Below are 16,296 nucleotides of genomic sequence, written 5' to 3'. Positions count from 1 at the left end.
ATATTTTTTGCTACAATAATATCAACTTTTCTACAAAAAAACCGATATATATAGTGTAGGATCCTACTGCTTTACTAAGAAGGAGGGGATTATGTATGACAACTCAAAAACGTGTTAAAAGAGCGAAATGGTTATGTAGTCTGTTAGTTAGTGTAAGCGTATTCACTTTCTCCAGTATGCCATTTGCTGAAGCGTACGCGCCAAATGATATTGATACTGGGATCGCAGGTCTGAATTACAATCGTCATGAAGTTTTGGCAGTCAATGGCGATCAAATCAGTAGTTTTGTGCCCAAAGAAGGCACCTCATCCAATGGTAAGTATATTGTGGTGGAACGGGATAAGAAATCACTCACAACCTCACCTGTAGATATTTCCATTATTGATTCGATCACGAATCGCACGTATCCTGGTGCAATCCAGCTTGCAAATGAAGATTTTGCGAATAATCAGCCTAGTCTGGTGATGGCCGCGAGAAAACCAATTGATATTAGCATTGATCTACCAGGGTTGAAGAGTGAAAATACAATTACGGTTCAAAATCCAAATTTCAGTACGGTTTCTGGTGCCGTTGATCAGTTGGTGTCGACTTGGACTGACAAATATTCGGACACGCACACTCTGCCTGCAAGATTACAGTATGCAGAATCGATGGTTTATAGCAAAAATCAAATTGCTAGTGCACTGAATGTGAATGCTCAAGTGCTTAACAATACACTTGGAATTGACTTTAACGCTGTAGCCAGCGGCGAGAAAAAAGTGATGGTCGCTGCATATAAGCAAATCTTTTATACCGTAAGTGCAGCGCTTCCTAACAATCCATCGGACCTTTTTAATGACAGTGTGACGTTTGCTGAATTAACCCGTAAAGGGGTAAGTGATGAGGCTCCGCCGCTGATGGTATCCAACGTAGCTTATGGCAGAACCATTTACGTGAAATTGGAGACAACCTCGAAGAGAAATGATGTCCAAGCTGCTTTTAAAGCATTGCTCAAAGATGCCAACATTCAATCTAGCGGACAATACAAAGATATTTATGATGAAAGTTCGTTTACGGCTGTTGTATTAGGCGGCGATGCGCAAACACATAATCAGGTCGTTACGAAAGACTTTAATGTTATCCAAAATGTAATTAAGGACAATGCACAGTTTAGCAGCAAGAATCCAGCTTACCCTATTTCATACACCAGTGTCTTCTTGAAAGACAATGCCCTTGCAGCTGTGCACAACAATACAGAATATATCGAGACGAAAACGACCGAATATTCAAAAGGTAAAATAACGCTTGATCATTATGGAGCGTACGTAGCTCAGTTTGATATTTCTTGGGATGAATTTACGTATGATGCAAATGGACAAGAAATCATTACACACAAAACGTGGGAAGGAAATGGCCGAGATAAAACAGCGCATTTCTCGACAGAAATTCCACTTCCACCGAACTCCAAGAACATCAACATTTATGCCAAAGAATGTACAGGTCTTGCGTGGGATTGGTGGAGAACCGTGATTCATGAAACGAATGTTCCATTATCCAGCAATATCAAAGTTTCGATTGGTGGAACGACATTATACCCAACAGGTTCGATTAGTCACTGATCATTGATGAGAGGGGCCGTCTCAAAGCCATGAAAATGGCCGAGGGACAGCCCCGTTCACCACCAGAACAAGATATAAATAGCACAGAAGAGAATCAACACAGGCGCACCTTCATATTCAACTAACTTAGATGCGATATTGATGGCAATACACGGTATGACTGCACATCAAGAAGTTGCAGCAACTAAAGAAAATGAACTCTTTTCATTCCTAAGGAAATTCCCAAAGAGCAGCCTTTAATGGTTGCTCTTTTTTACGTTTATTTATCTATCTTGCTTCAATATCCTGCCAATTGGTGACTTCAAAATTACTTGAAACCATAAAAAGTCTTTTAATACGGTAGAACTAGCTAGATGATACCTTTCAAGATAATGAAGGATGAGTTCGAACGTGGCAAAAGTTGAGAATCCAAGACAAATAACGAAGTATCAAACAGGGAAAGCATTAGTTGAATATAACGATAAACTGAGTGTTGCACCTGTAGAACAAGTAAGTCATTTGCATTCAACTTATTCGAAGATTCAAGTGGTTGCCATTGACTATGAAAAAGGTAAGGGAAGCCAAGCGGTTGTAGCGGATTTGAATGTTGATCCTGATACAGCGAAAACACTGATTACATTAGTTTTATCGTTTACGAAGACTTCGGAGAATCCAGTGGATCTCTTAAAGGAGCGGAAGATCCTAAGTCACAAGCAAAACGATGATGGCGAATGTAAGGTGACAACCTTCTCGGTTGGCTATAATCCAAAAATGAACCTATCTTGGAGTATTTCGGTGGAAAATGGAATCGGTATGCCAGAGGTAAACGCAGCAACAGGCGGTAAGGCAATTAAGCGTGGCTCTTATCGTAAAGAGTACTGAACGACTTTACATTGAAGTCAATGATGGTTACGTTGCGGGACTGCATCCAAACCTTCGAAATTTGTCGTTTTAATGCGTTGTTGAAAGAACGAGCAAACTACGAAGAAGAAAAACGAGTAGCTGCTAGAGGAACGTTTAATCACCCTACGGTCCGCTTCACGCGTGAACGTGACCAACACGAACTCGTTCCCGTGTACCACATTGGCGCTAATATTGCGGTAGCGGACACACAGGCCGTTATTTGCCCGAAAGTAGGGCATTTCGCCAACTAAGCGGACCAAGGATCCGCTATCTGTGAATAATCCGCCTGAATTGGCTCGTTTTACTGCCAATAGCGTCTCCTGTGTCCGCGAACCCACTAGATTGCCCCCTATTTGCAGAAATAGCGTCTCTACGGTCCGCTTCAACCCCAAACGTGCTGATCTAAGGCGCATGATGATGGGTGAACCAACAGTTCCGTAAATAGCATACAGCATATGTATAAAGAGGCTGCACTGATAGGGGCCACCATCAGACCAGCCTCTTTATGCTGAAGGACATGCTTCTCAAAATAATATCCAAAAATTTACTAAAAAGTAATTGACAAATTATACCGTCCGATAATATTATATGAGTAAATAAAGTTGACAGTGTAAATTTTACAAGGATGTGTAACTAAATGAAACAGGTACAGTACATGACGCTTGAACATTATGATCAACTTAAATCACTTAGTGATCCATTACGCTGCCGCATTGTCAGCTTGCTTATTGCGAAATCCTATACCGGGCAACAGCTTTCGCAGGAATTGGATATTCCGCGCGCTAAGATTCATTACCATCTGAATGAGCTAGAGAGAAATGGTCTCATCGCAGTCGTGAAGAACGAGGTGAAGAATGGGATTATCCAAAAGTTTTACCGGTCCGTAGCAAGAGGGTTTGTACCAGCGCCGCACCTGCTGCCGAATGCGGATGAGTTCGGAGGGTACTTGCGCGAGTCGACCATTCATACGCTTGAACGGGCGCGTATGAGAGCGATCATGGCTCCGGAGCGTGCATTCGCCATCAAGTCAGCGGATAGATCGACTTGGCCGCGGCTAACCGTACAGCTTCAGGTGAAGATGACGGAGGAGAAGATTGCGAAATGGCACGAGAAGTATCGGGCATTAATAGAGGAATTGCTGGAAATGGAAAATTCGACTCCGGAATCAGAGGGCAACTGGTATTACTTGATCTCATCCGGATTTGAGATCGATGAACCCTGGTTCGATGATACGGACACAGACGCTGAACCAACAACTAACGCATCGGGATCTCGCGACGATAGCGCGGCGGAGAATACTCTGCCAGCAACAGAGGTGGAAACAGCGAGGGAATAATAGGACCATAATGGAAGGGGTACGATTCAAGTGGATTGGTACGCACTGGAAACATTAGCTTTGATGGATCAAAAGGTGATTAGCCGTGAGGCGAAGGAGCATTGGAAGTATGCATCCCTCAGCCCATTGAAACAAGTGGATACGAGCAAGAATGAATTAGAAGTGCTGCAAGGCAAGGCGGTGCATGTGCTCCAAGAAATGCTGGATTCCGATAATGCAGAGCTTCGTCTCAAAGCGGCCGATATTGTAATGCGCCACTCGTTGAAGCCTAAAGGAAAGATGAGGTTATCAAGCTAATATGCCGAACATTATGTAACGATCCCGCCGCTGACATGAGCCGGGGTCTTTTTGTTTAATGTGACTATTGTTATAGAAAAAACACAATGTAAATTATTCGCAAATAACGAACATTCCTAAAAGTTAATTAAATTAATATTCGTGAATAGGGTTGACAAAGGCGGTGCTTGACCCTAAAATGAGGATGTACAACAAAAACGAATTCTTCTTGTATAATCTCGGGAATCGGCCTGAGAGTCTCTACGAGGTCACCGTAAATGACCTGGCTACGAGAGGGTGGACGGACATCTGATTATCGTCAGGATGTCAGCATTAGGATGCGCCCTATTTATAGGGAATAGCGCCGTTTGATCGTTCATCGTCTGCAGTAGCCCGGGAGCAAGAGCCCCAGGGCTATTTTTGTTGTTATGGGATACATCATATAAGAGAATCACATGGGGAGGATGTAACAATCATGGATCGCTTCTTCAAAATCAAGGAGCAAGGGTCAACGATCAGAACGGAAATTATGGCAGGTATTACGACGTTCATGACGATGGCTTACATCTTGGCAGTGAACCCAGATACGTTAACTGCATTCGGCAAGACGGGAATGGAATGGTATCCGGTATTTTTGGCTACTGCTATTGCAGCAGGTGTGTTTACAATTGCTATGGGTCTCTTCGTTAACTTCCCTGTAGCTCTTGCGCCTGGTATGGGCTTGAACGCTTACTTTGCTTCCGTCGTGATCTCGACAGCGGCAACGGATCAACCGATTACTTGGCAAATGGCTTTAACAGCGGTATTCATTTCAGGTCTGATCTTCTTATTATTAACGATAACGAATGTTCGTCAAAAACTTATAGACGCTGTTCCAGACAGCTTGAAGCATGCCATTACAGTAGGTATCGGCTTGTTCATCGCGATCGTTGGTTTGAAGAACAGCGGATTGCTTACTGTTTCAGTTCAAACTGTTGATAATGTTCCAGCAGATACATTCACTTCGCTTCGCGGATTTGAGTCTATATTCGGTATGGGAAGCTTTACGAATGAGACTGTATTGCTTACGATTATTGGATTGGCGCTTATCTCTATCTTGATGGTGTTGAGAGTGCCTGGCGCTATCCTGTTTGGTATCTTGGGAACTTCCGTCATCGGTGTCTTCATGGGCGTTGTCACGTTCGATAGCTTGAGCGATACTTCGCAGACGCCTTGGATTCCAGACTTGAGTCAATTGAATTTCTTCGAATTCGACTTTGCCGGCATCATGGATGTGGGGATCGTCTCCATCATCTTGACGTTTACTTTCGTTGAATTGTTCGATACATTCGGTACTTTGATCGGTACGGCTAACCGTGCCGGCTTCATGAAGGATCCGGAAAAAGGTAAGCAAAAAGTAGGTAAGGCTATGCTCGTTGACTCCATCGCAGTCACCGGCGGCGCAATGTTGGGTACTTCTACAACAACGGCATTCGTAGAGAGTACAGCAGGTATCGCTGAAGGCGGTCGTACAGGTCTGACGGCTGTAACAACAGGCGTATGTTTCTTGCTCTCTCTGTTCTTGGCTCCACTTGTAGCGCTTATCCCTACAGCTGCAACATCAGCGGCGTTGATCGTTGTTGGCGTGTTGATGATGCAGTCTGTATCCGAAATCGACTTTAAAGATCTGGTAGTAGGTATTCCAGCATTCTTGACAGTTGCTTTCATGCCTTTCACTTACAGCATTGCAAACGGTATTTCATTCGGTATCTTGGCTTATGTTGTGCTTGCATTTGTTGCAAACACCTTTGGTAAAGGTGAACAAAAATACAAAATTCATTGGTTGATGTGGATCTTGTTTGTACTCGTAATCGCTCGTTATTTCATGATGGGCGGCGGACATTAATTGAAATGAATTGAAATAAGTTGAAGCGTTGTGGCTGAACTATTAGCCGCAGCGCTTTTTTTGTTTGTTTCTTGAATGTAAGGAATTGTATATAGATTTCAAACTTAATTTGACGAAAAATATCGAAAATATCGTAAAAAGCGAACTATAAACAGTATAAAAATAAAAATGTTCGTAATTAGGGTTGTGTGATTTTTCGTACTATGCTATAGTGATCACTGTTGGAACGCACAACGACTTATTACTTAAGACAGCAACTAGGGGGACATCATTTCTTATGAAAAAGCTAGCATCGGTAATGGCAGTAGTACTTGCTCTGGGAACTATACTTACAGCTTGCTCAAGCGGCGGCGAAAGCAAGGGAGACAAACCGACTGAATTAGTCGTCTCAACGTGGGGATTCGCGGAAGATGCTATGAAGAAGAATGTGTACGAACCATTTGAGAAAGCACATAACGTGAAGATTGTTACGGAGATCGGCAACAACTCGGATCGTCTTAATAAGATTCGTCAAGGCAGCTCGAAGGTTGATGTAATCTACTTGTCCGATTACTACTCACTCCAAGGTATCGAAGAAGGATTGTTCGAGAAGATTGACCGCAGCAAGATTCCTAACGTGGATCAACTATACGATATCGCGAAAGCACCGCTGGGTGAAGATTGGGGTCCAGCATTCACTGTCGCTCAACTAGGTCTAGTTGTAGATGAGAGCAAAGTGAAGACGCCTGTTGAGTCCTGGAATGATATGTGGAATCCAGAATTCCAGAACAAGATTGCGCTGCCTAACATCACGATCACGAGCGGACCGATGTTGATGGACATCGCTGCTAAGCATGAAGGCAGCACAGATATGAACGCGGATGCGGCATTCAAAGCGCTGAAAGATATTAATCCAGGCGTTGTGAAGTACTACACGAAGACTGCGGATGTAGCAAACATGTTTGCGCAGGGCGAGATCGAAATTGCTCCACTGCAGGATACGTTCCTGGGCAGCATTAAAGAAGCAGTTCCAACTGCGAAATTCATTACTCCTAAAGAAGGCGCGTATGCGCTTATGAATACAGTGAACGTGGTTAAGGGCTCGGAGAACAAAGAACTGGCAGAGGAATTCATCAACTGGATTCTCAGTGAAGAAGTTCAGAAGGCTAATGCGCTTGATCGCGTTGACTCTCCAGCCAACAAGAATGTAGAGCTGACACCTGAACAAGCGGAAGGCTTGACGTACGGCGCAGAAACAATTGAAAATCTGAAAACGATGGACTTGAGCTTCGTAAACCAGCAAATGAGCGGCTGGATCGATCGTTGGAACCGCGAATTGGAGTAGAACTTCTACCAGCATTATAGATACGATGAATGATTGTCGGGAGGGCGGCACTATGCGACCCTCCCTTTCATTCGGCATTATGTTCGATACATCGAACAGCACGAATAGTATGATCTGAAGCATACGGCTGCTGGGCAGTTGTAGGAAATGAATATCAGGGGGGAATACGCCAGATGGAACACACATCGAGAGTCCCTGTGCTGATGGATGTAGACACAGGAGTGGATGACGCTCTTGCCATTATGATGGCGGTTAAGCATGAAGGGTTTAACCTGGTCGGCATTACGACAGTGAATGGCAATGTGTCGCTCGAACAAGCGACGCTGAATACGCGCAAAGTGCTTCATGCACTGAATACGGAATACGCTCGCGCAATCCCGGTTGTGATGGGAGCCGATCGCCCGCTGCTGCGCCCGCACTTCTTCGAGCATCACGTGCACGGCCGCGACGGTCTCGGGGGCGCGCTTCGCGACCTGGAGCTTCCGCCGATGGAGCCGAGAGATCAGCATGCCGCAGCGTTCATCGTAGAGCAGGCGAAGCTGCATGCCGGTGAGCTGGAATTGATCATGACGGCGCCGCTCACCAATCTGGCGCTGGCGTATCGGCTCTGCCCGGAGCTGCCACGGCTGGTCAAGCGTGTCGTCGTTATGGGCGGGGCGCTCCTCACTTACGGCAACGTGACACCGACAGCGGAGTATAACATGTACGTTGATCCGGAAGCGGCGCGCGTCGTGCTGCAGGCCGGATTCGATCTGACCTTGGTCGGTCTGGATGTGACGCGCAAGGCGCTGCTCTATGAAGCACATCTGCAAGAGCTCGATGCGACGGAGCTTGGACCAGTGGTGCGTCAGTGTATGAAGGACTATATGAACCGTTATGAAGAACGAAACGGAGTTGCAGCTTGCGCGCTGCATGATCCGCTTGCGGTTGGAGTTGCGATAGACCCTACGCTAGTAGAGACGAAGCTGCTGCACGTAGACGTGGAGACATCAAGCTCGCTGTGCGATGGGCAGACGGTGTGCGATATCCAGCAACGACTGGGACATACACCAAACGTCAAGGTATGCCTCGACGTAGATCACGAACGATTCTTGAAGCTGTTTGTGGGACTGATTCGTCAATAGGCTATAGCCAAAAGCTAGCAGTATTAAGCTAATAGTCAATAGTAAATCACGCATATAATTATGCAGCAATATTGCCCAGAGGTGGGACAGACATTCTGACAACAGGAGAAGGTCAAAGATGAAGAAAGTGTATTTATGGCTGCTGATGCTGCCGGGACTGCTGTTCCTGACTTTATTTATGATTATTCCGATCTTGATGACGATCGGCTCCTCTTTCTATCAAGATGGCCAATTCACGTTTAGCGGCTATGTTAAATTGCTAAGCGACCCTTATATTCTGAAGATACTAGGCACGACACTTCAAGTCAGCTTAGTGACGACAGTTGCTTGTATTTTGCTAGGCTTCCCGACCGCTTATTATATTTCTCGTACAAAGGCGCGCACAAAAGGGATTCTGTTAATGCTCGCACTGTTCCCGATGCTGACAAGCTCGATCGTACGTTCCTTTAGCTGGATGGTCATCCTTGGCAAGAACGGGATCGTTAACAACGCCCTGACAGGCATTGGACTTATTGAAGAGCCGCTCAAGATCTTGTACACGCCAACGGCGATGATCATCGGCTTGATTCACTTGTTCCTGCCGCTCATGATTATTTCATTAGTAGGGGTTATGGAAAATATCGACGGAGACCTGCTCCGCGCTTCTGAGAGCTTGGGTGCTTCACGTTTCAAAGGCTTTATGAAGATTGTCGTTCCATTATGCGTACCTGGTCTCATCGTCGGCAGTATTCTTGTATTCGTCGGCAGCTTGACTGCCTACACAACACCGCAGTTGTTGGGTGGTAAGGAGAAAGTGATGTCTACGTTCCTGTACCAGAACGCAATGACGTTGAACGACTGGACGATGGCGTCCATCATAGCGACGGTGTTGATCGTCGTGACCTTTATCATTATCGGGCTTATGAATAAGATGGCTCGCAAATTGAATCCGAAGGGGTAACGAACATGAAGGAACAGAATCGCGGACTTGGCCTGTTTGCAGGGCTCGTGTTTCTCTTTTTGCTCGGGCCGCTCGTCATTATTATGACGACGTCGTTCGGGGATAGCGCTATATTGCAATTTCCGCCGGAAGGGTTCTCTCTTCGCTGGTATAAGAACATATTTGAAGTAGAAATGTTTATGGAGACCTTTAAAGTTACGATGGTTGTCGCGCTTCTAGGGAATCTAATCGCGCTCTTGATCGGTGTTCCGGCTGCTTATGCGTTGAGCCGCGGGGACTTCAAGGGGAAGGGGATGCTCAACAACATCTTCATCTCTCCATTGCTTATCCCAGGTATCGTACTTGGCTTCACGATGTTGAAGTACTTAGTTGTTCAGTTCAATCTTCCGATCTACACGAGCTTGTTAGTCGGACACGTCGTGCTGATGCTGCCATACATCATTCGCGTCATCGGCTCCAGCTTATCCAACTTCGACTATGCGATTGAGGAGGCGTCCATGAGCTTAGGCGCGTCACGTTTGAAGACGTTCTTCACGGTCGTGCTGCCTAACATTCGATCAGGATTGATCGCGGGTGTGCTGCTTGCCTTCCTGGAATCGTTCAACAACGTGGATATCTCGGTCTTTATGACAGGGCCAGGGGTCAGCACCTTGCCGATTCAGATGTTGACGTATGTAGAGAACTATTTTGATCCAACGATTGCAGCCATCTCGGTGCTCCTCATGTTGATGACGGGCGGTTTGATGATACTGATTGAACGCTTGATGGGTCTGTCTTACTTTACGAAAAACTAACAGCGGACATACGGAGGGACTGTGACTGTGGAATTATTATCGCTGCAAAATGTATCTGTTGCCTATGACAAGAATGTTATCCTTGAGAACTTCAACATAAATATAAAAAAGGGCGAGCTCATCTCGCTTCTCGGTCCAAGTGGCTGCGGCAAGACGACGACGCTGCGTCTGATCGCGGGCTTCTTGGAAGCGAAGGACGGCAAGTTCATGTTTGACGGTCAGGACTACACGCGTGTGCCGGTGAATAAGCGCAACTTCGGCTTCGTATTCCAGAGCTACGCGCTCTTCCCGCACATGACCGTATTCGATAATGTCGCTTACGGCTTGCGCCTGCGTAAAGTAGCCAAAGCTGACATCGAGAAGCGCGTCATGGACATGCTCGCAGTCGTCAGCCTGCAGGGCTTCGAGAAGCGCTTCCCAGGCGAGCTGTCAGGCGGACAGCGTCAGCGTGTGGCGATTGCGCGCGCGCTCGTGATCGAACCGGATCTGCTCCTGTTCGATGAGCCGCTTAGTAACTTGGATGCGAATCTGCGTGTAAATATGCGCGTTGAGATTCGCCGTATCCAGCAGCAACTGGGCATCACGACGGTATATGTATCGCATGACCAAGAGGAATGCTTCTCGATCTCGGACAAGGTCGCGATTATGAACAAGGGTGAGATCGAGCAATTGGATGCGCCTGCGAACATTTATAAATATCCGAAGACAGAGTTCGTTGCTCGCTTTATCGGATTCAACAACTTCCTTGATATAGAGAGCAAGCAGGCGGATGGATCTTTGGTCGCGGTACAGAGCGTGAAGGGCTATAAGTTCCAAGTGGATCACCGTTCTGGACATCCGATCACGGATGATATGAAAGCTGCGATTCGCCCCGACGATCTGATCGTTGTCGAGGACAGCGAGCTAACAGATGGAGTCGGCGGCTTGACCGCTGCTGAGATCGAAGCTGGCTTGAACATCATTCCTGGACAAGTTCGCATCAGCACGTATCTTGGTCGCAGCTATCAATATGTCGTGCAGACGGAGCTCGGCGACTTTACAGTCAACCGCGAGATGGAGCAGCCATTTGCGAACGGAGCTGCGGTTAAGCTGGTGCTGGCGAAAGAGAAGATCGTACTCGTTCAAACATCAAAATAACAAAGAACAAATAACAAGGAACAGGGGCTGGGGATTCGTCTTCATGCCCCTGTCATTCTAGACTATAGACAGCAAGGAGTATGCTCTCATGAAGATTGATCTGCTCATTACAGACGTTCACGTCTATAACGTATATATGAAGCAATTTATTCACGGCAATGTTGCGGTGCTGGACGGCCGCTTCCTTTATGTAGGACAGCGCGGGGAGGAGACGTTCGAGGCTGCTGAGGTGCTGCGGGGCGCAGGGCGTCATATGATTCCGGGCTTGGTCGATATCCACCTGCATATTGAGAGCTCGATGATTACACCGAAGACATTCTCACATGGTATCTTGAAAAATGGAGTGACAACGGTCGTATCTGAGCCTCACGAGATGGCCAACGTGTTCGGCCTAGAGGGAGTTCAAGCGATGATCGCAGCGAGTGAAGGCTGTCCTGCGGACATTCTCTACGCCATTCCAAGCTCGGTGCCGGCGACCAAGCTGGAAACGACGGGCGGAGAGATCGGCATCGCCGAGATGGACGAGCTCATGAAGATGGAGCGCGTCATCTGCCTCGGCGAGATTATGGACTCGGTCGATGTGCTGCGCAATCCGGACGGGAAGACGGGGAAGATCCTGCAGCATTTCCGAAAGACGTATCCAAATGTCGTGATTGAAGGTCATACGCCGAAGAGTTTGGTGGATCTGGACCTGGCGCGCTTCATGTTCGCGGGCGTTGATTCCGACCATACGGAGCAGGAAGTGGAGAGTATGTTGGATCGGATGCGGAGCGGCTGCTTCGTGGAGATTCAGGAGAAGGCGATGCGCCCTGAGATTATGAAGGTGCTGATTGAGCAGGATGTGTCCGAGTTGTTCTGCTTCGTGACTGATGATGTGATGGCTGACACATTTGCGGCGGACGGTCACTTGAACCATCTTGTGCGCAAAGCGATCAAGATGGGCATGTCGCCTGAACGCGCGATCTATGCCGCGACGTACACGTCGGCTCGCCGCATGCAGCTGGATGATCGCGGGGCGATCGCGCCGAACCGCATCGCGGACTTCGTGCTGCTGACGGATGTGGAGCAGTTCACGATTGATGCGGTATATAAGCGCGGTCGGTTGGTATACGATGCGGCGGAAGCAGGCGAGGATACGCATGGCGGGCAGCAGTTCCCAGCGCATTTCTATGAGAGCGTGAAGCTTGCGGCGTTATCGCCGACGGATTTCCGCGTGCAGCGTGAAGTGGCAGGCTTGCCGGACGGCGAGTACAACTGCCGGGTGATGGAGGTCGTCAATGGCACGACCAATACGAAGGAGCTGCACCGTCCAGTCGCGGTGCGTGACGGCGAGCTGCAATGGCAGGAGAGCGGCAACGGTCTGATCGCGACATTCGAGCGCTACGGCAAGAACGGCAATCGCGCCTATGGCTTGATTACCGGCAACACGATCAAGCGCGGCGCCATCGCGACGACTTACTCGCACGATAACCACAATCTGCTCGTCGTCGGGCACTCGCCAGAGGATATGGCGCTCGCATGCAACACCGTCATCGGCACGCAGGGCGGCTTCTGCGTCGTAGCCGACGGCCAAGTGCTGAAGCATGTGCCGCTGCCGGTGGGCGGCATCCTGTCCGAAGTGCCATTTGAAGCCTTCGGCCAGGATGTGAAGGAACTTCGTGCGGCAATGGAGTCGATCGGGTATGAGCACTATAACCCGATCATGTCGATCAGCACGCACTCGCTGCCGGTCAGTCCGTCGCTAAAGTTGACGGACCTCGGCTTGATCGATGTACGCGCGGGTGAAGTCGTACCGCTCATCGTGAAGCAATAGATATCTAATAGAAGAAGAGCAGCAGAACGCGGGAATGGATGCCCGTTGTTCTGCTGCTTTTTTTTGTTGCACAGAATGCAACCTATCTCATATGTTCAAGCATCTATATAATAGAAAAAAATGGGGGTGAAGGGATGGGGGAGGAAGAGGAGTGGGTTGCAAGGCTCAGGCGCGGTGAGCCAGAAGGGCTTCGTCCGTTGATGGATGCCTATGGCGATGATGTGCTGCGAACAGCCGCGCTGCTTCTCCGAGATCGCCATCAAGCTGAGGATATCAGTCAGGAAGTGTTCCTGACCGTATATCGCAAGATCAATCAGTTGAAGGATCCTTCTCGGTTGAAGGCATGGGTCATGCTCATTACGATTAATCGCTGTCGAGCATGGATGCGGAGGAGCTCCTGGAGGCGGCTATTTTATAGAGAACAAGTGGAGAATGGTGAGCGCGAAGAAATGACAGGGGAAGAAGCGGCTGTGATGCGAATGGATATGAACGATTATTTGCAGGAGCTGCCTTACAAATATCGTGAGGTTATCGTGCTCCATTATTACCGGGATTGGTCCGTAGCGAATATCGCGGATGCGCTTGGTGAAGCGGAAGGTACGGTCAAGAGCAAGCTGTCGCGTGCGCGTAAACAGCTCGAAGCTATATTGGAAGAGAGAGGGTGGAATGCATGAACAAGGATTCGGACTGGAGCAGGGTGTTGAAGGAAGAGGTTAGCGGGTTGGCATTTTCCGAAGATCATAAAGGTCGAGTTGTTGACAGGGCTAAGCTTTCGTTCTGGAATCGTGAGGTTCGCATTCCGATCCCGATTGCGGTTGCTGCGATTGGACTGTCTCTCCTGATCGTGGTAGTGCCTCTATTCGTTAAGTTTCAGCAAGGGGCTGGGGATAGGTCTATGACGGTCAGTGAATATCATGAAGAAAGCTATATGGAGATTGATGGGATGCTGATCCTCAAACAGCTGTTAGTGAAGGGGGAGCAGCCATGATTCGGATGAAGGTGAAGCACCTGGTGTGGACGATCGTGTTAATGGCAGGGCTAATTATCGCTGGCGTTGTGGGGGCTTCTCGGTTGGATGATCAGACTGCATTTGGAGATATTAGCACCTATTCTGTTGCGGATGCGCAGAGAGAAGCTTTGAAATTGAGCGGAATGAATACTCCCATGGAGGATAATCTCATTTATGTGGGGAGAGACCATTCTTCTTATTCACATGGGGTAGATAATGGACCAGTCGTTAGCTTGGACGATATGGTATCTCGGCTGGAACAGTTGATTCAGGCATTTCCGAATGCAGGGTTTGTTGAAATGAGCAAGTATAGATTGGCTGAGTTATATGCTCGTCAGCATCGTTGGGATAAAGCGATATCGCTGTATGAAGAGCTGTTGCAGCAGAATGATGATGAGTGGAGGAAAGGAGAGCTAGAACTGCTTCATTCGCGTGAACCGCAACTTGGAAAGACTCCTATGCTATCAGGGAAAGTGATGGTGGGTGATCGACCTCTGAGTGGCGCGGAAGTGTATTTGAGAGAGACAGATGCTACTTCTTGGAATTCTCCACCTCGTCCTGAGCATCATCATATGGTCCTCACAGATGAACATGGCGAATTCCGTTTCTATGATATCCCTGAGAGCAAGTATGATATTGGGGTTGGCGCTTCGGTAAAGGAATTGAGGTCGTATACTTATTCAGGTACGTCACCGCATGGGATCATGGTCAAGGCAGGCGAACCCGTCAAGGATGTTGTGGTTCGGTTCAATCCTAATATGATAGTGGAAGCGCCGAAAGGTATTACGAGTGTTACAGGCGACTTGATAAGACTGCAGTGGGAACCGTACCCTGGAGCTGCCTATTATAAACTGCAATGGATTGAAGTAGGTCCGGAGAATCGGGGAAATGGGTACTTTACTTTACCTGATCAATATGAAGAGTCTGAAATCGTGTTGGATATTGCTGCGCTCCGCGAGTATGTGCATGAGGGATGGGGCTATTCGTCTTATGGCGGAGATCGCGAGAACGAATGGATCAACCCTTCATATATTCTAGGTTACGCGTATCCTGGATCGAAGTATCTATGGTCGGTAGAGGCGTATGATCAGAATGATAACAAGATCAGCAGTTCCCGACCGTTGACGATTGTGGAGGAAAAGGATCTGCCTATGCTCGTATTCGACGATTCCGGAGGTAAAGGGCTGCACGAAGGGGATCGTTACGTCCTGCGCGGTGAATACGAACGGGCGAAGGAGGTGTATGAGGAGGATCTGGATAATCCTCATGCGCTGAGGGTGCTGGGGAATATGTATCTATTCGGGACGAAGAGCCGCGAGGAGCGAGAGCCTCGCAAGGCGCTGACGTACTTGGAACGTATTCAGAATCCTTCACTGGCGGATCTGAGGCTGATGAAGAATGCTTATGAGAGGCTGGAAATGGAGACGGAAGCGGAACGAGTGAAGAAGCAGATAGAATCGATGGAAGATTGATGGATAGAGACCCGCAGCTTAGTGGCTGTGGGTCTTGCTGGTTCTAGGCGGAAATGTTGTATAGAGTGCAACATTTCCGCTTAGAACACGCGGTAAATCCCAAATTGTTGTACGGTGTGCAACAATTTGACCGGAGATGGCCGTTTTGTTGCTGTGGGTCTTGATAATGTTGCATATTGTACAACAATACAATGGGAGAGGGTGTCGTTTGCCTCGAAAAGTTGTACATAATACAACATTCTTGTGCAGTATAGCTTCGTATATGACCATTGTGTAATCTTATCGGGAATATGAATAGTGCAGATATGATTGAGACATAATATGGATGGATATCAGGGTTGCATGTTTCGTGCGACCTGTGTTATATTTGTTTTCCACCATTCGACACGGTGGTAGGGACAAGCAGGTGCTGAAAGGCGCTGAAATAAAACTTTTAAAAAAGTGCTTGACCTTATATGTAAGACGTGATATATTAATTAAGTCGCCGCTGAACGGCGATGAAAAAAAGAAAGTAACTTACGAGTTACGAATTGTTCTTTGAAAACTGAACAACGAGCGAATGTTGAGTGAGGATGACGATCTTGATCGTTTGAATCATTCAGCGAGAATGTTAGATATAACGAGTTAAACTCGTCAGCAATACAAATGAGCAAGTCAAACACTTTTATGGAGAGTTTGATCCTGGCTCAGGACGAACGCTGGCGGC

The 16,296-nt window shown here is 47.7% G+C and carries 14 protein-coding genes and 1 riboswitch; all 14 genes read left to right on the top strand.

What is annotated here, in order from left to right; translation table 11 throughout:
• Nucleotides 1-95 precede the first annotated feature (95 nt).
• A complete protein-coding gene (locus AC3WTP_RS07600) occupies nucleotides 96-1,598 on the top strand; it encodes a thiol-activated cytolysin family protein (protein WP_492393998.1) in 1,503 nt (500 codons plus the stop codon).
• Between the two features lie 390 nt (nucleotides 1,599-1,988).
• On the top strand, nucleotides 1,989-2,459 hold the full coding sequence (locus tag AC3WTP_RS07595; RefSeq protein ID WP_492393997.1) for a hypothetical protein: 471 nt from the start codon (nucleotides 1,989-1,991) through the stop codon (nucleotides 2,457-2,459).
• 658 nt (nucleotides 2,460-3,117) lie between these two features.
• Nucleotides 3,118-3,816 carry an ArsR/SmtB family transcription factor gene (locus AC3WTP_RS07590; RefSeq protein WP_492393996.1) on the top strand — a complete coding sequence of 233 codons (699 nt, stop codon included), beginning with the start codon at nucleotides 3,118-3,120 and terminating at the stop codon, nucleotides 3,814-3,816.
• Between the two features lie 30 nt (nucleotides 3,817-3,846).
• Nucleotides 3,847-4,113, top strand: a complete 267-nt coding sequence (locus AC3WTP_RS07585) for a hypothetical protein (RefSeq protein ID WP_492393995.1) — start codon at nucleotides 3,847-3,849, stop codon at nucleotides 4,111-4,113.
• A gap of 188 nt (nucleotides 4,114-4,301) precedes the next feature.
• Nucleotides 4,302-4,402, top strand: a riboswitch (purine riboswitch).
• 165 nt (nucleotides 4,403-4,567) lie between these two features.
• Nucleotides 4,568-5,977: an NCS2 family permease gene (locus tag AC3WTP_RS07580; RefSeq protein WP_492393994.1), complete on the top strand. Its 1,410-nt coding sequence runs from the start codon at nucleotides 4,568-4,570 to the stop codon at nucleotides 5,975-5,977.
• A gap of 277 nt (nucleotides 5,978-6,254) precedes the next feature.
• Nucleotides 6,255-7,301 carry an ABC transporter substrate-binding protein gene (locus tag AC3WTP_RS07575; RefSeq protein WP_492393993.1) on the top strand — a complete coding sequence of 349 codons (1,047 nt, stop codon included), beginning with the start codon at nucleotides 6,255-6,257 and terminating at the stop codon, nucleotides 7,299-7,301.
• A gap of 173 nt (nucleotides 7,302-7,474) precedes the next feature.
• On the top strand, nucleotides 7,475-8,425 hold the full coding sequence (locus tag AC3WTP_RS07570) for a nucleoside hydrolase (RefSeq protein ID WP_492393992.1): 951 nt from the start codon (nucleotides 7,475-7,477) through the stop codon (nucleotides 8,423-8,425).
• A 118-nt stretch (nucleotides 8,426-8,543) separates the two neighbouring features.
• Entirely contained in the window at nucleotides 8,544-9,365 is an 822-nt protein-coding gene (locus AC3WTP_RS07565) for an ABC transporter permease (RefSeq protein ID WP_492393991.1), read from the top strand.
• Between the two features lie 5 nt (nucleotides 9,366-9,370).
• The gene (locus AC3WTP_RS07560; RefSeq protein ID WP_492393990.1) at nucleotides 9,371-10,159 is read left to right on the top strand and encodes an ABC transporter permease; all 789 of its coding nucleotides are present in this window, start codon (nucleotides 9,371-9,373) and stop codon (nucleotides 10,157-10,159) included.
• A gap of 27 nt (nucleotides 10,160-10,186) precedes the next feature.
• Complete coding sequence (locus AC3WTP_RS07555; RefSeq protein WP_492393989.1) at nucleotides 10,187-11,296, top strand: ABC transporter ATP-binding protein; 1,110 nt, start codon at nucleotides 10,187-10,189, stop codon at nucleotides 11,294-11,296.
• An 88-nt stretch (nucleotides 11,297-11,384) separates the two neighbouring features.
• Entirely contained in the window at nucleotides 11,385-13,109 is a 1,725-nt protein-coding gene (locus AC3WTP_RS07550) for an adenine deaminase (protein WP_492393988.1), read from the top strand.
• 134 nt (nucleotides 13,110-13,243) lie between these two features.
• Nucleotides 13,244-13,783: an RNA polymerase sigma factor gene (locus AC3WTP_RS07545; protein WP_492393987.1), complete on the top strand. Its 540-nt coding sequence runs from the start codon at nucleotides 13,244-13,246 to the stop codon at nucleotides 13,781-13,783.
• Nucleotides 13,780-14,097, top strand: a complete 318-nt coding sequence (locus tag AC3WTP_RS07540; protein ID WP_492393986.1) for a hypothetical protein — start codon at nucleotides 13,780-13,782, stop codon at nucleotides 14,095-14,097. Before AC3WTP_RS07545 ends, AC3WTP_RS07540 begins: the two co-directional genes overlap by 4 nt.
• Nucleotides 14,094-15,590, top strand: a complete 1,497-nt coding sequence (locus AC3WTP_RS07535; protein WP_492393985.1) for a tetratricopeptide repeat protein — start codon at nucleotides 14,094-14,096, stop codon at nucleotides 15,588-15,590. Before AC3WTP_RS07540 ends, AC3WTP_RS07535 begins: the two co-directional genes overlap by 4 nt.
• Nucleotides 15,591-16,296: the final 706 nt, after the last annotated feature.

Source organism: Paenibacillus sp. EB106-04-04-XG159 (genome assembly GCF_058791835.1).
Note: the sequence above shows the minus strand (reverse complement) of the source record. Positions and strands in the feature narration are given on the sequence as shown.